14 protein-coding genes are annotated in these 17,415 nt (G+C 50.3%); 2 read left to right on the top strand and 12 right to left on the bottom strand.

Translation table 11 applies throughout. The features are described from left to right. Positions 1–68 precede the first annotated feature (68 nt). Complete coding sequence (gene recQ / locus OCV62_RS11275) at positions 69–1,952, top strand: DNA helicase RecQ (protein ID WP_262586745.1); 1,884 nt, start codon at positions 69–71, stop codon at positions 1,950–1,952. Between the two features lie 6 nt (positions 1,953–1,958). Beyond that, positions 1,959–2,609 (top strand): YitT family protein, encoded by a 651-nt coding sequence (locus OCV62_RS11270; RefSeq protein WP_262586743.1) that lies wholly within the window; start codon positions 1,959–1,961, stop codon positions 2,607–2,609. Between the two features lie 95 nt (positions 2,610–2,704). Here the strand turns inward: OCV62_RS11270 and OCV62_RS11265 are convergent, their stop codons facing one another. The 12 genes from OCV62_RS11265 to OCV62_RS11210 all read right to left on the bottom strand — a co-directional run bounded on the left by OCV62_RS11265 (position 2,705) and on the right by OCV62_RS11210 (position 17,321). Continuing rightward, positions 2,705–3,436, bottom strand: coding sequence for a nitroreductase family protein (locus tag OCV62_RS11265; RefSeq protein ID WP_262586741.1), 732 nt, complete (start codon positions 3,434–3,436; stop codon positions 2,705–2,707). Further along, entirely contained in the window at positions 3,433–4,320 is an 888-nt protein-coding gene (locus tag OCV62_RS11260; RefSeq protein ID WP_262586739.1) for an SDR family oxidoreductase, read from the bottom strand. Before OCV62_RS11260 ends, OCV62_RS11265 begins: the two co-directional genes overlap by 4 nt. A 34-nt stretch (positions 4,321–4,354) precedes the next feature. Further along, the gene (locus OCV62_RS11255) at positions 4,355–4,855 is read right to left on the bottom strand and encodes a GreA/GreB family elongation factor (RefSeq protein ID WP_262586802.1); all 501 of its coding nucleotides are present in this window, start codon (positions 4,853–4,855) and stop codon (positions 4,355–4,357) included. Between the two features lie 286 nt (positions 4,856–5,141). After that, positions 5,142–5,948 (bottom strand): glycerophosphodiester phosphodiesterase family protein, encoded by an 807-nt coding sequence (locus OCV62_RS11250; protein WP_262586737.1) that lies wholly within the window; start codon positions 5,946–5,948, stop codon positions 5,142–5,144. A 75-nt stretch (positions 5,949–6,023) separates the two neighbouring features. Beyond that, positions 6,024–7,304 carry an MFS transporter gene (locus OCV62_RS11245; protein WP_117961746.1) on the bottom strand — a complete coding sequence of 427 codons (1,281 nt, stop codon included), beginning with the start codon at positions 7,302–7,304 and terminating at the stop codon, positions 6,024–6,026. A 197-nt stretch (positions 7,305–7,501) separates the two neighbouring features. Continuing rightward, a complete protein-coding gene (locus OCV62_RS11240; RefSeq protein ID WP_021914228.1) occupies positions 7,502–8,047 on the bottom strand; it encodes a hypothetical protein in 546 nt (181 codons plus the stop codon). Then, complete coding sequence (locus OCV62_RS11235; RefSeq protein WP_021914227.1) at positions 8,032–8,370, bottom strand: hypothetical protein; 339 nt, start codon at positions 8,368–8,370, stop codon at positions 8,032–8,034. Before OCV62_RS11235 ends, OCV62_RS11240 begins: the two co-directional genes overlap by 16 nt. A gap of 9 nt (positions 8,371–8,379) precedes the next feature. After that, entirely contained in the window at positions 8,380–9,291 is a 912-nt protein-coding gene (locus OCV62_RS11230) for a hypothetical protein (protein ID WP_021914226.1), read from the bottom strand. 18 nt (positions 9,292–9,309) lie between these two features. After that, positions 9,310–10,686: an MATE family efflux transporter gene (locus OCV62_RS11225; RefSeq protein WP_262586733.1), complete on the bottom strand. Its 1,377-nt coding sequence runs from the start codon at positions 10,684–10,686 to the stop codon at positions 9,310–9,312. Positions 10,687–10,957: 271 nt separating this feature from the next. Beyond that, positions 10,958–14,080, bottom strand: a complete 3,123-nt coding sequence (locus OCV62_RS11220; protein ID WP_262586731.1) for an alpha-mannosidase — start codon at positions 14,078–14,080, stop codon at positions 10,958–10,960. Between the two features lie 58 nt (positions 14,081–14,138). Continuing rightward, a complete protein-coding gene (locus tag OCV62_RS11215; RefSeq protein WP_262586729.1) occupies positions 14,139–17,018 on the bottom strand; it encodes a translation factor GTPase family protein in 2,880 nt (959 codons plus the stop codon). Between the two features lie 90 nt (positions 17,019–17,108). Then, positions 17,109–17,321 carry a cold-shock protein gene (locus OCV62_RS11210; RefSeq protein WP_021914222.1) on the bottom strand — a complete coding sequence of 71 codons (213 nt, stop codon included), beginning with the start codon at positions 17,319–17,321 and terminating at the stop codon, positions 17,109–17,111. Between the last annotated feature and the right edge of the window lie 94 nt (positions 17,322–17,415).

The following is a 17,415-nucleotide window of genomic DNA, read 5'->3' as shown; positions in this document are numbered from 1 at the left end:
TCAATCCATTACGATTCACAGGATAGGTTCCATTACAGCAGGAGCAAAACGAGACAAGGATTTTTATCATGAAAAAGCAGCAGGACAAATACGATATTTTAAAAACCTATTATGGATATGATACGTTCCGTGACGGACAGGAGGAGCTGATCGACTGTCTGTTAAACGGTCAGGATGTCTGTGGAATTATGCCCACCGGCGCCGGGAAATCCGTCTGCTATCAGGTTCCAGCCCTGCTGCTGCCTCATGTTACCCTCGTGGTCTCCCCCCTGATTTCCCTGATGAAGGACCAGGTTCGTGCCCTGAATCAGATGGGGGTCCACGCAGCCTATTTAAACAGCTCTCTTTCCTGGAATCAATATAAAAAGGCCCTCGCTTATGCCAAAGAAGGCCGTTATAAGATCATCTACGTCGCGCCGGAACGGCTGCTGACGGAAGATTTTCTGGATTTTGCAGCCTCTACACCGATTTCGCTGCTGGCAGTTGATGAAGCCCACTGTGTATCCCAGTGGGGACAGGATTTCCGCCCCAGCTATTTAAAAATCCCGGAATTTGTCCGCACGCTGCCCATCCGTCCCGTCATCGGCGCTTTTACCGCGACGGCAACCAGGGAAGTTCGCGAAGACATCATCCGGATGCTGGAGCTGTCCGATCCCCATGTCGCTGTGACCGGTTTTGACCGAAAAAATCTCTATTTCGAGGTTCGCCACGATAAGGACAAGTACCGTAGCATCCGCGATTATCTGCTCGCCCATCCCGACAGCTCCGGCATCATTTACTGTGCAACACGCAAAAATGTCGAAGAGGTCTGCGACAGGCTCCTTGCGGATGGTTTTCGGGCAACCCGCTATCACGCCGGACTTTCCGACGAAGAACGGCGCGCAAACCAGGAGGCCTTTACCTACGACGATGCACCGATCATGGTCGCAACCAATGCGTTTGGCATGGGCATCGATAAATCGAACGTCCGCTTTGTCCTGCATTATAACATGCCGAAAAATATGGAAAGCTATTATCAGGAGGCCGGGCGCGCCGGACGGGACGGTGCAAAGGCCGATTGTATTTTATTTTACAGCGGTCAGGATGTTATCACAAACCAGTTTTTTATCGAACAGGATCGTGATAACGAAGAGCTGACCGGCGAAGCGCTGGAGGAGGTTCGCAGACAAGACCGCGAACGCCTCAAGAAAATGACCTTTTACTGCCACACCACCGACTGTCTGCGGGACTACATGCTGCGCTATTTCGGTGAGTTTGGCTCCAACTACTGCGGCAACTGCAGCAACTGTTTAAATACCTTTGAAACCATCGACATCACAGAGCTTGCCAATGACCTGATCGGCTGTATCTTAACAAGCGGCATGCGCTTTGGCGTCAACGTCATTCTCGACACGCTGCGCGGCAGCAAAAACGAAAAGGTACTGCGTTTTGGTCTGGATTCCAACCGTTACTACGCAACGCACGCCCAGGATACCATCGTTTTTCTGCGGCAGGTGCTCAATTATCTCGTTCTGACGGATTATCTGGTCGTTACAGACGATCAGTTTCCTATTGTAAAAGTGAAAGAAAAGGGACTGTCTTTTTATGCAGAGTCCGGGGAATTCCGCCCCGTACTCACGATGAAGGCAGCAAGGAAGACTACGCAGACACCTGCAAAAGCCGGGCAGCTTCCCGGCACGGACAAATCCGGCAGAAAGCGTTCTTCCCTGCACACCGGCAGCGATCCCTTCGAGGCGCTGCGCAGGCTGCGTACCGAAATCGCACGGGCACAGCATATTCCTCCCTATCTTGTCTTTTCCGACAAGTCACTGGAATCCATGTGTGTCCTTCTGCCTCAGACGAAAACTGAAATGCTCGCTGTCCATGGCGTCGGCGAGCTGAAATATCAAAAATACGGCGAACAGTTTCTGGCGCTGTGCCAGAAGCTCGCCGGAGAGTCAGAGGAGTTTTAAGCTTTTATGTTTCAACAAAAATTAAATAAAGATACCATCCTTCACTACGGTTCTATGCTGCTCGGCGCAGCAGTGCTGTCCTTTGGTCTGTTCAACGTCCACAGCCAGAGCAAGATCACAGAGGGCGGAATCCTGGGACTTACCCTGTTTCTGCACCACTGGACGGGCATTTCACCCGGCATCTTTTCCTTTCTGCTCGACATGACCTGCTACATCATTGGCTTTCGGCTTCTGGGCACCGACTTTTTGAAGAATGCCATTTTTTCCACCTGCTGCTACGCACTGCTGTACCGGTTCTGGGAATTTACCGGACCGTTTCTGCCCTCCTACGCAGATAAACCACTTATCGCCGCCATCCTCGGCGGTCTGTTCGTTGGCATCGGCGCAGGCTTAATCGTCCGCAGAGGCGGCGCTTCTGGCGGAGATGACGCACTGGCACTCATCCTCCATCAGGTGACCGGCTGGAAAATTTCCCGCTCCTATTTTTTTACGGATTTCGTCGTGCTGATGCTTTCGATTTCCTACATTCCGCTACGCAACATCTTCTTTTCCCTGCTGACAGTTACGCTGTCATCTGCAGTCATCGAGCTGTTGCAAAAGAGCGGACAGAAAGCAACGGCGGAGGAATCAGGTCGCGAAAGCAGCTGGAAGGATTGATTTTTTACCTTCCGAGCATTACAATTAGATATAGAAATGCAATGATGTCCAAGTGGACAAAAACGCCCCCGGAGTGCCAGCTCCGAGGGCGTTTTTTACTCGTTTTCAAACTGTTTCAGGTATTCTCCGACTGAACGCGTCATTTCTTTTGCAAAATCGGAACCGTATTTCCGGTTGCAGAACGCATTCATCCAGTCTTCAAAGCTTCTGTTCTTACACTGATATCCGAACATCTCCCGAAGTTCGTTTCCATCCATACTGCGGTAGGTGTTTTCATGCACGATATGTTTCTGGTCACAGCGCTGCGGTTTTGTCCGCTCGAGCTGCTGCTTCGTCGGCCAGCCGAACACAAGCATCACGGCAGGAAAAACATACTCCGGCAGGTTCAAAATTCTGCGCTGTTCTTCACAATTTTCCATGATGTCTCCGATATAACAGGAGCCGATCCCGAAGCTCTGTGCGGCGACGACCGCATTCTGGGCTGCGATCGCTGTATCCGTCACCGCCAGCATCAGGTCGCCGACGCCAGGCTTTCTCGGACTGCAGCCCGCTTCCAGATAAGCGTCGTACCATTTTTTACAGTCTGCACAAAAGACAAGAACCATCGGCGCGGTTGCAATGAACGGCTGGTTATCACAGGTTTTTACAAGCTCGTCCTTTAGCTTCTGATCAGTGATATCCAGGATTGTATACAATTGCTGACAGCCCGCGCTCGGCGCCTGTGCAGCAGCTTCTAAAATGATTTGTTTCATCTTTTCAGGAATCGGTCTGTCCTCATAGACGCGCACCGATTTCCGGTCATATAAACTTTTTATAATTTCATTCATAGTGCTCCGCCTTTCCGCAGAAATGCTTCCAGCCCTGCTGCCGTATCCGGAAAGAAAATTCCGTGCTGCGCCAGCTTGTCTGTACTCATCATCAGATTGCGGACATTTCCGCCTGTCGCTTTTTCTACAAGAGCTTCCTGCCCAAAGGACGCCATCACGCGGCGCACCGTTTCATACATGTCTGCATCGTTGCTGCTCCCATAATTGTAAATGCCGCCCGGCAGTTTCCACGCTGCTTCCATGTTCTTTACGACAAGGGTTACGTCCGTCACACCACGGTGGTCCGTATCCGAAAATTTCCGGGACTGCTTTTTGTCGAGCATTTCCCGAAGCATCGTTGCAAGGTTGCGTCTGCCTTTTGCCAGCTCGTTCTCTGTCAGGCTGTCATACATCCACGAAAGCCGAAGCACTACGCTCTCCGGCTGGTATTTTAAGCAGAACTCCTCACCCTGCAGCTTTTGTTTCCCGTAAAGTGGCTCCGGCGTTTCGATGCAATCCTCCCGGTGGGGCTCCAGATATGCGTCCAGACTTTCCTGCTCTCCCCGTTTTCTGAAATAAACCTGATCCGAGCTACACATTACGAGCTTCGTTCCTGTTTTTCCACAGGCTTTTGCAAGGTACTCCATTCCCAGCACATTGACGGCATGAGACAGCTCCGGTTTTTTACTGCATTCTGCCACGTCCGAAATCGCTGCACAGTGAATCAGCACATCCGGGTGGTAATTTTCCACTGTTTTGAATACCGCTGCCTCATCCGTCAGATCCAGGTCTTTGTGGGTTACGCCCCACACGTCGTATTTTTTCCCATAATAGGCTGTCAGACGGCTTCCTACAAAGCCGCCTGCGCCTGTCACCATGATTTTCATAGATTTTTCCGTCTCCATGCAATCCTCGCTGTCTCTTGCACAGGCTCTTTGTTTAAAAGTTTCTCAGCTCATCGTCATCCCCTGCCGACTTGTCAATCGACCGGATCACGACATAGTAGCCGTCTCCACCGCCGATTTCCACAAAAATTCTGTCACCGACCTTATGCCCCAGCAGAGCCTTCCCCAGCGGAGACTCGCCGGAAATCAGACCTTTTAAGGAATCCTGGCGCATTGTCGTCACAATTTTGTAGGTTTCTGTCTCGTCATCCTCTTCAAACCAGACCTCTACCTTATTATTCATGCCGACCTCGTCCGCTGCGGATTCGTCCGAAACAACCTCCGCCGTTTTGATCATCCGCTCCAGGAAACGGATCCTGCTTTCGTTTTTGTTCTTGAATTTTTTTGCAGCATAATATTCGAAATTCTCCGAAAGGTCGCCCTGGGCCCGCGCTTCTTTTACATCCTCCAGCGCTTCCTTGCGGACAACAAGCTTCCGGTATTCGATTTCCTCCTGCATCTTTTTGATATCGCTTTCCGTCAACTGATTATGCATGATTTCCTCCATTTTGAAAATATTCTGCATATTTTCCTGCTTTTTTGGCATGTCTTTTCAAGCATCCTTTTAAAAAGAATGTGCCTTGGCACATTCTCGCGCCGAGGCGCGGTTGCCTCGGCAACCATCTACCCTTGCGCCGAGTGCGCATCCTCGCGGAGCATTTTTATCGTATGGAAACGAAGTTTCCTATACGATAGGAAAGAGACGGAACTCTTTCGGAATCCCGCCTCTGTTTTGATTTCTGATACTAGAATTACTTCCGACGCGCGCACATCATCCTGCCTCACTGCTTCGGTGCAAATCCTTCAAAAATAAAGTAATCGAAGGACCTGCTGCAGGCATCCAGCTGTGCCTGACATTTTACCGTCCATGCAACGGACGGACAGCCGAACAGATTCCGGCAGATGTTTTTGGATACTGCATGCATTGCACGGCAGTCATATGCGATGAAATCCGGCTTTGCAAGAAAATTGGTCAGCAGATGGCGCAGTGCAAAATACTGCGCACCCTTTGTATTTTCGTCCCGCTCAAAATTCATCGACAGCTGTCCGCGGCAGATATGGGGATAGTTTTTCCGATACCAGACCAGTACCTGCGGATGGAAGGATTCGATACAGTAAATTCCGGTATAGCTGTTTAAAATCTCCTGGGCTTTTTCACAGATCTTGCTGCCCTCTTTATATTTCAGCTCAACGATCAGCGGTACCTTTCCGTCCACTGCCTTTAAAACATCCTCAAACAGCGGCACCCTCTGGTCGCTTCCATAGATCGGATAATCCTGCAGTTCTTCATAGGTGCACTGGTCGATCTCCTTGTCCACACCACTGATCCGCTTGAGGTTAAAATCATGTACAACGACAACCTTTCCATCTGCAGTCATCTGCACATCCAGCTCAATGCCATAGCCTGCATCCACCGCTTTTTGGAAGGCTGCAAGGGAATTTTCAGGCGCGTCTGAAATATTATCATGCAGACCGCGATGCGCGTAATACACCTTCGGCATACGCTCCGGCCGTTCGCAAAGTCTCGGAGCGATTGCAATTAAATAAGCACCTGCAGCGGTCGCTGCCGCCGGTATCCATTTTTTCATCGGTATGCTTCTCCTTTGATCCAGTCATCTTTCCGTTTCATTGTCGTTTTCGCAATTCTGAACTATGAAAGTATTTTAATCCTCTACGTCAAAATTTTCCAGCAGATTTTTTTTGCGTTCCGGTTTATTATCGCCGTGGTGCACCATGCTCATGGTAATCATCGCTGCAACCGTAAAGACACAGGCATACGGAAATAACGTCCGATAGGAAACATACTGTAAAAACGCGCCGGACAGAATCGGGGTCACAATCTGTGCCGACATGGAAAAGGTATAATAAAGCCCCGTATATTTTCCGACATCTTCACTCGAACACATCTCCACAACCATTGGCAGGGAGTTTACACTCACTGCTGCCCAGCCCATTCCGATCAGGGCAAAGCCAAGATTGATAACTGCGTGATATTCCGTGAAGAAAATCGCCGCAAAAAAGCTGATCAGCATCAGTACCAGACCGCCCATGATCGTTTTTTTTCTGCCCACCTTCGCGGAAATCATGCCGATGGGGATATAGCTGATAATCGCTGCTACGGTTGCTACCATCAGGCAGTTGGCAAAGCCGCCGCCCTCCATGCCCCATACGGTACGGGCATAGCGGGAAAATGCTGTCGTCACTGCATTATATGCGGTAAACCACAAAAAGATCGAGATCAGGATCATCGTCAGACTGCGCTTTACTCCCGGAGTAAGCTCTCCTGTCTTGTCCGCCTTTTGTTCTTCCTCTGTTTCTTCTTCCAGATTTGCTTTCGCAACCTCCTGTGCAAGCTTCTTTTCCCGCACTGTCAAAACAAGAAGTACAACAGCAACCACCATCAGAAGTGCTACACCCAGAAAGACCGGCGTATAATCCGGTTTGTCTCCGCCCTTTAACAGCAGACTGATCAAAATCAGGGTATAAATACCTCCTACTGCACCCATCAGGTTAATGATCGCGTTTGCCTGACTGCGCAGCGGCTTCGGTGTCAGGTCAGGCATCAGCGCTACTGCAGGCGACCGGTACAATCCCATCGCAATCAGCAGGAAAAACAGGCTGATGACAAACAGCACAAAATTTCCTGTTTTATCCGCATGCGGAAGCAGCATCATCAAAACAACCGCGAGTACCGTCCCGACCACAATAAATGGCGTCCGTTTTCCCCATCTGGTATCCGCTTTATCAGACAGTGAGCCCAGCAGCGGAAGCAAAAATACCGCAAGTACATTATCTGCCGCCATAATTGCTCCGGTGAGTGTCTCATTTAAGTGAAACGTTCCCTGCAAAATCAGCGGGACGATGTTGTCATACATCTGCCAGAACGCACAGATGGACAGAAAGGCAAGTCCTACCAGAAATGTTCTTTTGTAATTCAGTTTCAAAAAAATACCCTCCTTTTCCTGCGCTGCAGGACAAATTCCCCCGATGCCTCAGCGCGTCCTCTATTTTCTACTATACCCCAGAAAGAGGGATTTGACAAATTCAAATGGAACAAAACCGCGAAATCCGAATTACATAACCCGGAGCGTATCTGCAAACATCTGTTTCCTGCCACGGCTGTTTCACTGCCGCGGCTGTTTTACTGCCGTCCCCAGATCTCCCCGGCGCGAAAGCCCAGAAGCATCAGCTCCAGCATTTTCGGGTCGTACTGGCGGTATTTCAGAAAATAGTAGAGCGTATCCAGATAGTTCATAAACGCCTTTTTATCCTGCTCCCGCAGCACCTGGTCTTTGCGGTTTCCAACCAAAAATGCCGCAAGTCTGGAGAAAACGAATTTTTCATTGATAAATGCCAGAAAATCATCCTGCCGCTGTGTCACTACCTGCAGTGGTTTTCTGCGCAGCAGCCAGAATGTCTCGTATGCGATCACCTTTGTTTCGTTGATATGATGGATATGGTGGAATTTTTTCAGTCTCGACACATCCGAAAAATAATCCAGCACTGCATGCATCAGCAGTACTTCATCCAGCCGCACCTCTGACTCCAGCTTCTGACTTTTCAAAAATTCCATACATTCCTTGTACAAAAAAGCGTACCTGCTGCGGATGACATCCTCCGAAAATTCCTCCAACAGTCCGCTATAGTTCAAATACATGCTTTCGATAGAATTCATTCCGCTGTCCATCCGGCATTTCTCCCTTTCTGTTCCTCCCTGCAGCAGGCGGCAGGCGTTGTTTTCTCTCCCTGCTCTGCAGCCAATCCATCCGATGCTGTCTCGTCCTGAGCAGACATGTCTGCTCCCTCCAGCTGCAGAATCTCACAGCAAAGCTTTGTCTGCAAAAAATTGCAGTATTCATCCACGCTCTGATCCTCAATCGTGCCATGCCGGATCCGAGACGTATCTCCCAGCAGGTGCTGGCGGATTCCGCCCTTTCGCGCAAGTGTAAGCATTCGATCCGCGCTTTCATACGCACTCTTGGGAATTCCCCAGAATAAACTATCCTCCATGCAGCCTCCTTATTCCGCCAGAATGGAATCGATCGCATCCTGAACGGTCTCGATTTTTTCCAGTTCTACACATCCGACCTGGGTTTCATGAGTCTCATATTCCCGCCGGACATCCACCATACTCTTTTTGTCCAGAAAGGCATCTCCCGGAACATCCTGCAGACGTCTGTAAAAGGACGCCATTTCGTCCCCCATTCCGGCAAGACGGTTCAACAGCTCCGAAAATTCCGTCAGCATCGGATTCTGTTTTTTGTAGGGGTAAAGAATGTGATGATCGATTTCTCCCCACCCCTCCTCAAACAGCGTCCTGACCTGCACCTCCAGGTACATGCCGCGGTATTTGAGAATATAATGCACGGAACGGTAATATTTCTGATCATAAATATCATCGCTGGCGATCCAGTCTGCATAAATGTCCGCGAAATCCCCCGGACGCATGTGTACCTTGGGTGCTTCCACCATATAGCGGTCGCGGCTTTCGTCAAAATCCTTCAGACAGTCATGCACATACCATGAGGCATGATTTTCAAAATGCTTCAGCAGATATTTATGGAACACCACCCAGTCTTCCCGGTACAGCAAAAGTCCACGGAACCCGATGATGTCTGTAACGAATTTCAGATAGTTCTCCTTCGTCAGTTCTTTATATTTCCGATAATTTTCAACCCGTCTGCGGATAATTTTTTCTACCAGATGCCCCGGTGTTTTTATTCTGGTACGATAGGAATGCAAACCGGTCTCGTCTTCTTTATTTTCGATCAGTTCTTTTAAAAACATATCCCGAATCATGTAAAATCCGTCCACGCGATAGGCATAGTCCTCCGCAATCGCTTCCAGATCCGCCCAGCTCATACCGGCTTCTTCATACATCTTTTCCGGAATGGCATATTGGTTTAGAAAAGCAGTTTTATCTCCCAGCATTTAAATCCCCCTGTTGCATCACATCTTATCCATCCGGTCGGAATGAGCAAGCCATTTTTCTCCGCGAAAGCGCAGACCAAAGGCAACTGTTTTGACCGCCCATTCGGTACACATCGCTATCCAGACGCCCTCCAGACCCAGTCCCATCGGGATCGCCATCAGGTAGCCCAGTCCGACACGAACCACCCACATCGTAACAAGAGAAAAGTAGGACGCGTAGGACGCATCACCCGCCGAACGCATGACAGAAGGAAGCACACTGGATGCCCCCCAGAAAAACGGCATGCTGACTGCCGCAATGATCAGTACCCGGTAAATCATCGGAACCGTTTCTGCCTGCGCCTGATAAAGCTTTAACAGAAGCGGAATACACGGCATTCCGATCGCCAGTGACAATAACACCAGAACAGTACACAGCCAAACCATGGATCTGCCGTAACGGCGCGCCAGCTTTTTCTCTCCTGCACCGATACACTGACCAACTATCGTCACAGCCAGCGTCGCCACTGCGGACGGTGCCGCATACAAAACAGAAAAGATCGAGTTGGACACGGCATTTGCCGCAACGCTCGCCGTTCCCAATTTTGCAATGTAAACCTGAACCAGCATCGCGCCTCCGTTCATAAACAGCTGCTCCATTCCACAGGGGATGCCGATCCGAAAGATTTCTTTCTGAATACGCCAGTCGATTCGAAAAACGTGCCTCGGACGGATCTCAATCGAACTTTTTTTGGATATCAGCATCAGGACTGCAGCCATGCCGCCCACCAGACGCGCCAGATTCAAAGAAAGTGCGCTTCCCATGATATCCAGCTTCAAAATATTGATAAATACAAAGCTTGCCGCAAAATGCAGGACATTAATCAAAATCGACAGGTGCAGACATTTTTTCGTCTCTCCCAGTCCACGGAATACCGCAAATCCACTCATGTAGACAGATAAAAATACCGCCGAGATCGCAACCCCGATCAGATAATGCTCTGCCTTTACGAGAATCGTTTCCTCCATTCCATGAAACAGGAAACGGATCAGCGGATCTGCACAGAGCACAAGAAGGATACATGCAGCAAGAGAACAAAGCGGCAGTCCCACGATCAGCTGACCTGCTGCCTCTTTTACCCGCTCGGTTTCCCCTTTTCCCTTAAACATTGCAACCACAACGGTACCACCGGCAGAAATGGCATTGTTGATGGCATATACCATCATATAGAGCGGCCCGACCAGGCTGATGGCCGCTACCGACTCCTGACTGGAGGAGCTGATCATCGCAGTTGTCAGTACACCGATACCGAAAACGAAAAACGAATCCATGATCAGCGGCATCAGCATCGAAATGATCTGACGTCCTGTAAAAATCGAGCTTCCAAGTTTTTTGTCCAAAATTTTCGTCAACATGAGTGTACACCTTTCTGTCGGTTTCTCTGTGGAACCTTACGCGGTAGCGCACCGCGCGAATACAAGCTGCGCCCGGCACGGCATTTTTCGCGTGCGATCCGCGTAGAGCGTTTCTTATCGTATGGAAACGAAGTTTCCTATACGATAAGAAAGCCCGGTGCCAAGTTTCCTGTAAAGCACCGGGCATTTCTGTATGTGATTTTATCAGAGCCACCTAAAAAAACAAGTACCGAATTTTATATAAATCCGTAAAATTTCAGAACTCACATTTTTATACTTCAAACAGCAGCGTCACGATTTCATAAGGCTTTACGGTCCTCTGAATCATACCGTTTTCTTTAAAGTCGCCCTGCGGACGCTCTCTTAAGTCGCATTCGCAGTAGCGCTTCCACACAAAACCGGGCGTTATGGTCAGCTTGTTCGTTCCGCCGGTAAAGTCGTGGAACCGGACTGCAATATATTTTCCATCCTCTGTCTTCTTGACAGCATCCAGTTCAACGCACTCTTTGTCAAAGCCTACAAAAGAACCTGCAAACGGAAGTTTTACGCTGCCTGCAACGCTGTGCATCGGCCAGTTCAAATCGCTCGCTTCCTGTACGGTGCGGCCTGCAATAAAGTCTCCGGTATGAGGCAGCAACGCATAAGTGAAGTGATGCTCGCCCTGATCCTGGCTGTGATCCGGATAGGTTGCTGTCTTGATCAGAGTGATGCGCAGTACATTATCCTTTACATCATGACCGTACTTGCAGTCATTTAACAGGCTGACGCCATAGCCGTATTCGGAAAGATCTGCGAAACGATGTGCAACGCTCTCGAACTTCGCCTGATCCCAGCTTGTATTCCAGTTATTAGAACGACGTACATTACCATACTGTACATCGAACGTTCCGTAAGTGGTGCGGATGTCAACCGGGAATGCAGCCTTCAACAGCTGATGGCGCTCATGGCAGTCTGCATCCGTCACGAAATCAATTCTGCGGTCATCTGCATACAGGATAACATCCTGGTCAATGGTGGAATTCATATACTTCCATCCCATGTGAAGCACCAGACGAACCGATCCGCACTCTTTGACTTCAAAACAGGTCAGTCCATCAATGACACGCATCTTTTCCTGATAGTAGATCTCGATATCCCATGCGTCATTGCCCATCGGCTTATCTTCAAATACCTGCAAAACGTTGCCGCACTGTCCGGGTGCAAGCACCTCACGGTCATTTTCTTTATCATACAGTCTGGAAATCTGACCGGCTTCATTAAACTCAACCAGATAAAACGGAGTTTCAACCTTATGTCCGTCTACGGTAAATGCCGTATTCTCTGCAGCAGGTGCTTTTTTCAGGACAACCGCAGCGGTGCCCATTGCGGGAACCTCCGGGATTTCCACAAGAAGTCCGCCTTCTGTTTCCTGACTCTTTAATGCCGTGCCGTCCTCCAAATAAGCGCTGTTTCCTGCAGCACCGAGCAACAGAACCGAGCCGCCTTTTCTTACAAAGCTGTTGCTGTTAAAAACGGTATAAACAGAGGCTTCTTCTGTTACGGCGTCTGCAATAAAGCCTGCTTCCACCTCTTCGCCCTGTGTTGCGATCCATTCGTAATCTTTTTTGGAATCCTCATATACTTCGAAGATCGAGGAGCCGGGGATAATGTCATGGAACTGGTTGGTCAGGATATGTTTCCAGCCGGCTGTCAGCTTTTCCTGCTCCGCCAGGGACAGATCATTACCAAGCAATGCACGCAGTACGGTAAAATACTCTGCCTCACGATATAACAGCTCCATCTTACGGTTCATGCGTTTGTTATGCGCATGGCTGGTATAGGTACCGCGGTGATATTCCAGATACAGCTCGCCATCCCAGGTATTGACATAGCGGTCTGTCTTTGCAACCGTTTCCTTCAGCTTACGGAAATATTTGCCTGCGGTAGTCGTCTCCACATGCGGCAGTCCCGGAATCTTATCCAGTCTGCGGCGCTGCTCCAGCATATCACGGTTGACACCGCCGCCGCCATCTCCGTAACCATAGGAAAGCAGCAGGTCATGATTCATTTCCTTTTCGCTGTATCCGTCCCAGATACCCTTGACGGTACGGGGCTCAATCAGTCCGTTATAGGTATAGAACCAGCTGTCTCTTTCTCTCCCGGGCTCCGGCGTCGTAATAAAGTGGGTCAGCACTTTGCTGCCGTCGATGCCTTTCCAGTAAAACGTATCATGCGGCATACGGTTGTACTGGTTCCAGCTGATTTTTGTCGTCATAAACATGTCGATGCCGGCTTTTTTCAGGATCTGGGGGAGTGCCCAGGAATAGCCGAATACATCCGGCAGCCACAGAAATTCTACTTCCTTGCCGAATTCATCCTTGATGAATTTGCTGCCGATTAAGATCTGACGGGTCAGAGACTCACCGCTTGTCAGATTACAGTCTGCCTCAACCCACATTGCACCGTCCGCTTCCCAGCGGCCCTCTGCCACGCGGTCTCTGATCTGGCTGTACAGCTCCGGATAATCTTCCTTTACCCACTCATAGAGCTGGGGCTGTGTCTGCAGGAAATCATATTCCGGGAACATCTCCATCAGGCGCATGACGGTTGTAAAGGATCTGCCGCACTTTTCTCTGGTGTTTTTGAGTCTCCAGAGCCATGCAGTATCAATATGGGTATGTCCAACTGTGTATACATGGATATCGGAGTGCTTGTCCATCGCGTCAATTGCTGCGTTTAAGCAGTCGTCTGCTTCCGCAACAGATGCATAGAAGTCATCGCTGCCCGGATAAGACCAGTCAATCTTTAAAAATGCACGGTCAAGGGCTGCCTGCAGGTTATGGCGAACCGGATCGTTCTCGGAAAGCTCTTCAATTGTCTTCCAGACCATCAGGCCAAGATAATACAGGTCGTCTGTCTTTTCATCCAGATAGCCTAAAAATGCGCTCTTTAAGCGATGCTCCACCTCTCTGGGCAGTCCGCCGCCTTCCAGACCGGACCAGAGGCGGAAGGTCAGGCTGACCTCATTTCCACAGATCTCAGGTCTGAAAAATACTTCCTTATGATTGGCATCAACCGCCTGATACTGTTCGCCGTTTACAAACAGCAGTGATTCAAACCCGCTGTTGTTGCCGCCGCCTGTCATACCGAAGTCAAACACGCCTACCGCGCGCTTTCCTTCCCATTCTGCCGGCACCTTCATCTCCCCATGCAGCCAGAGATATAAATCCCTGCCCTTCCAGTCAGAGCCGGTACAGATCCTGTCCCAGCCGGTAAAATCTGTAGGCACATCCGGATTTACCAGGCCGCTTTTGTCTTCTTTTGCCAGAAACGATTCAAAATTTCTGACGTCCCGGTAACGGTATTCTCCCAGCTCCCGGATTCTTCCTTCCAGCTTTCGCTGTGTGAAAAACATGTCCATTGTGTTTCCCCTTTCTTGTTTCCCTTTCCTTTTTCCCTTTTTTATAAACTCCCTATAATTCCCGTTTGCCCAGCCTGACCTCTTCCATATAAGAGACCAACTCCTCCGGCAAATGGTCAAACAGGTAATTATGGTCGTTTTCCGTAAGTTGTTTCTGCGTGCTGCCCGGTCTTTTTTCAATCCGTTCCAGCACCTTTTCGCGGGTCAGCTCGACTTCCTCCAAAAGCTCCCGCGCCGCCATCCTGCGCGCGCCCTGTCCGTAAATGATGACCTGCTCCAGCGCATCGGAGGTCGCTACCGTCACATCTGCTTTTTTCCCGATTTTGTGGACGGTTTTTTCGATATATTGGTCAGCCGTCTCCGCTTCCTTCGTAAAGACGACGTGAATATTATGATAATTGAAAACGCGTTCCTGCCCGCCTTCCACACGGTAAGCGTCGAAGACGAGGATCAGCGTGCAGCCGTTAAAGCCCTGGTAATCGCACAGAACATCCATCAGGAGGTTCCTGGCGCTTTCGATATTAACCTTCGAAAGCTCGCGCAGCATTTCCCAGGAAAAAATGATATTATAGCCGTCAACCAAAAGATAGCGTTCCCGCGGCTTGCTCCGATCCGCCTCTGCCGCACGGGAGCGTTCCATCAGGCGCCGTGCGGGCGCTTCTTCCCTGCAGCGCTTCTGATAGCCCTTTTTGCTCTTCGGCTCGCTGTTCTGATAATAGGTGCGCTTGAAAATTTCTTCCAGCTCTTCTTCGCTGACAAAGGTTTCCGGCGTCTCTTTTCTTTCACGGACAAAATATTCTGCGCGGCTGCTCTGCGCTATCCCGGACGCTTCTTTTTCGTCTGCACTGCCTTTTTCAGACGGCAGCGCAACTGCTTCAAGGTGCATATAATCCTCCACCTGATCCCATGGTACCACAAATCCGGCTCCGTGTGCACAAAAAACGGAGGAAGGAGGATTTTCCAGGTCTGCTTCCGGATCATAGCCGGCTGCCGCCATCACTTCCTCTGCGTTATGGCACGCAGCATAGCCCTGCAGCGTACAGAACAGCTTTCCACGGCCTCGGCTGTAGGAGGTAACCTCCTGCTGATAGCCCCGCATACATGCAACCGGCGCGCTTCCGCACAGAATCGCAAATTCCCCTTCCGTCTGCGGCGGCTCGAAGGTACCGTTCATCCGCTGAATATCCGTCATCGCCCGTCCGATCTGCTCCTGTGGGATTTCCAGCCGAAAGCTGTAAACAGGCTCTAAAAGTACGTTTTGTGCTCGCATCAGTCCCTGTCGGAGTGCCCGGTAGGTCGCCTGACGAAAATCGCCGCCCTCGGTGTGCTTGATATGCGCCCTGCCATTTACCAGCGTAATCTTCATATCCGTGATCTCTGCGCCGCATAAAACACCTTTATGGCGTTTTTCTTCCAGATGGGTCAGCACCAGCCTCTGCCAGTTACGGTCCAGCACATCCTCGCTGACAGCTGATTCAAACTGCAGTCCCATGCCGCGTTCCAGGGGTTCCAGCAAAAGATGAACCTCCGCATAGTGCCGAAGGGGCTCAAAATGTCCGACGCCCTCGACGGGCGCTGCGATGGTTTCCCGGTATACAATGCTGCCCTGTCCGAAGGAAACCGGCACGCCGAAGCGCTCTCTGATCTGGTTTTTCAGGATTTCCATCTGCACTTCGCCCATGACCTGTGCGCAGATCTCAGAGGAGGCTTCCTCCCAGACAATCGAAAGCTCCGGTTCCTCTTCCTCTAACTGCCGAAGATTTCTGAGCATCGTATGCGCATCGCAGTCCGGCGGCAGCTCGATCTGATAGGTTAATACCGGCTCCAGCAGCGGCAGCACCGGTTCCGTTTGCGCCCCAAGCCCTTCTCCTGCATAGGTTTTTGACAGTCCTGTCACGCTGCAGATTTCTCCTGCGGCCGCCTGCTGTACCTGTTCATAGCCACTTCCGTTATAAATCCGGATCTGGTCGGCTTTTTCTTCCCATTCCTGTCCATCAGCAGTTTGTCCCCTCAGGCTCTGCCGCGTAAAAAGACTTCCTCCGGTCAGCTTCATATGCGTCAGACGCTTTCCGGTTTCGTCCCTCGTGATCTTAAAAACACGTGCTCCAAACTTCTCTGTGTATTCCGGCTCTTTCATCAGCTTCGACAGCCCGGACAATAGCGCATCCACGCCACAGACTTTTAGTGCCGATCCAAAAAAACACGGAAATAGCTTTCTTTCCTTTACCAGAAGTGCTGCATCCTCCCAGATCAGCGTATCGCCATCGAGATAGCGTTCCAAAAGGTCTTCCTGACACATGGCGACATTTTCCCAGAAATCCGGGACAGGAACCGGTGCTTCACATGGCTGCAGGCTGTCCGAAGCGTTTGCGCGCATGGCGGACACTGCGTTTGTACCTGTGCCAAAAGGCCTGATGCCGGGTGCTGTATCTGCGCTATCTGGCTGCTGCGGCATACTGCACACTTTGATGCAGTGCTCGTTCAGCTGTTTTTGCAGCTGCAAAAGAAGTTCTGCCTCATCTGTCCCTTCCTGGTCCATCTTGTTGATAAACAAAACGGTGGGGATCTGATAACGGGAAAGCAGCCGCCAGAGTGTCTCCACATGTCCCTGCACCCCGTCCGCGCCGCTGATGACCAGCACCGCATAATCCAGCACCTGCAGGGTCCGCTCCATCTCTGCAGAAAAATCCACATGTCCGGGCGTATCCAGAAGCGTCACGTCAAAATCGCCCAGTACAAACTTCGCCTGTTTTGAAAAAATCGTAATACCCCGGGCCCGCTCCATCGCGTCCGTATCCAGAAAGGCATCCTGATGGTCCACCCTGCCCAGTCGCCGCAGTGTACCGGTCCGATATAAAATTGCTTCTGCCAGTGTGGTCTTTCCGGCATCCACATGTGCCAGAATACCGACTGTTACCTTTTTTGTGCCCAACTTCCGATTCCTTTCTGTAAGATTTTGCGATGCATTGATATCTCCACTGCTAAAAAAAGCCCCGCATATGCGGGGCTCTTTTAGTCATCCTTATGCGATGTGAACGTTAACCGCTCTCAGCTTTCTGGAATCCTTAGGATCGCTTTCTACATCGAAAGTTACCTTCTGGCCTTCTTCCAGAGTTTTGAAGCCATCTACCTGGATAGCGGAGAAGTGTACGAATACGTCCTCGCCGTTTGCATCGTTGGTGATGAAGCCATAGCCTTTGCTGGAATTAAACCACTTAACTACACCTGTGTTCATTTTCAAGTACCTCCTGAATAATTTGGATCAATTGGAGACGCCGCTGCGCGCTGACTTACGAAATCTATCCGTAAAAAAAGACTGTCCGCAAGCC

The sequence above is a fragment of the Gallintestinimicrobium propionicum genome, from assembly GCF_025567525.1.
Taxonomy (GTDB): Bacteria; Bacillota; Clostridia; order Lachnospirales; family Lachnospiraceae; genus Gallintestinimicrobium; species Gallintestinimicrobium propionicum.
This window is presented reverse-complemented; position numbering and strand designations above follow the sequence as displayed.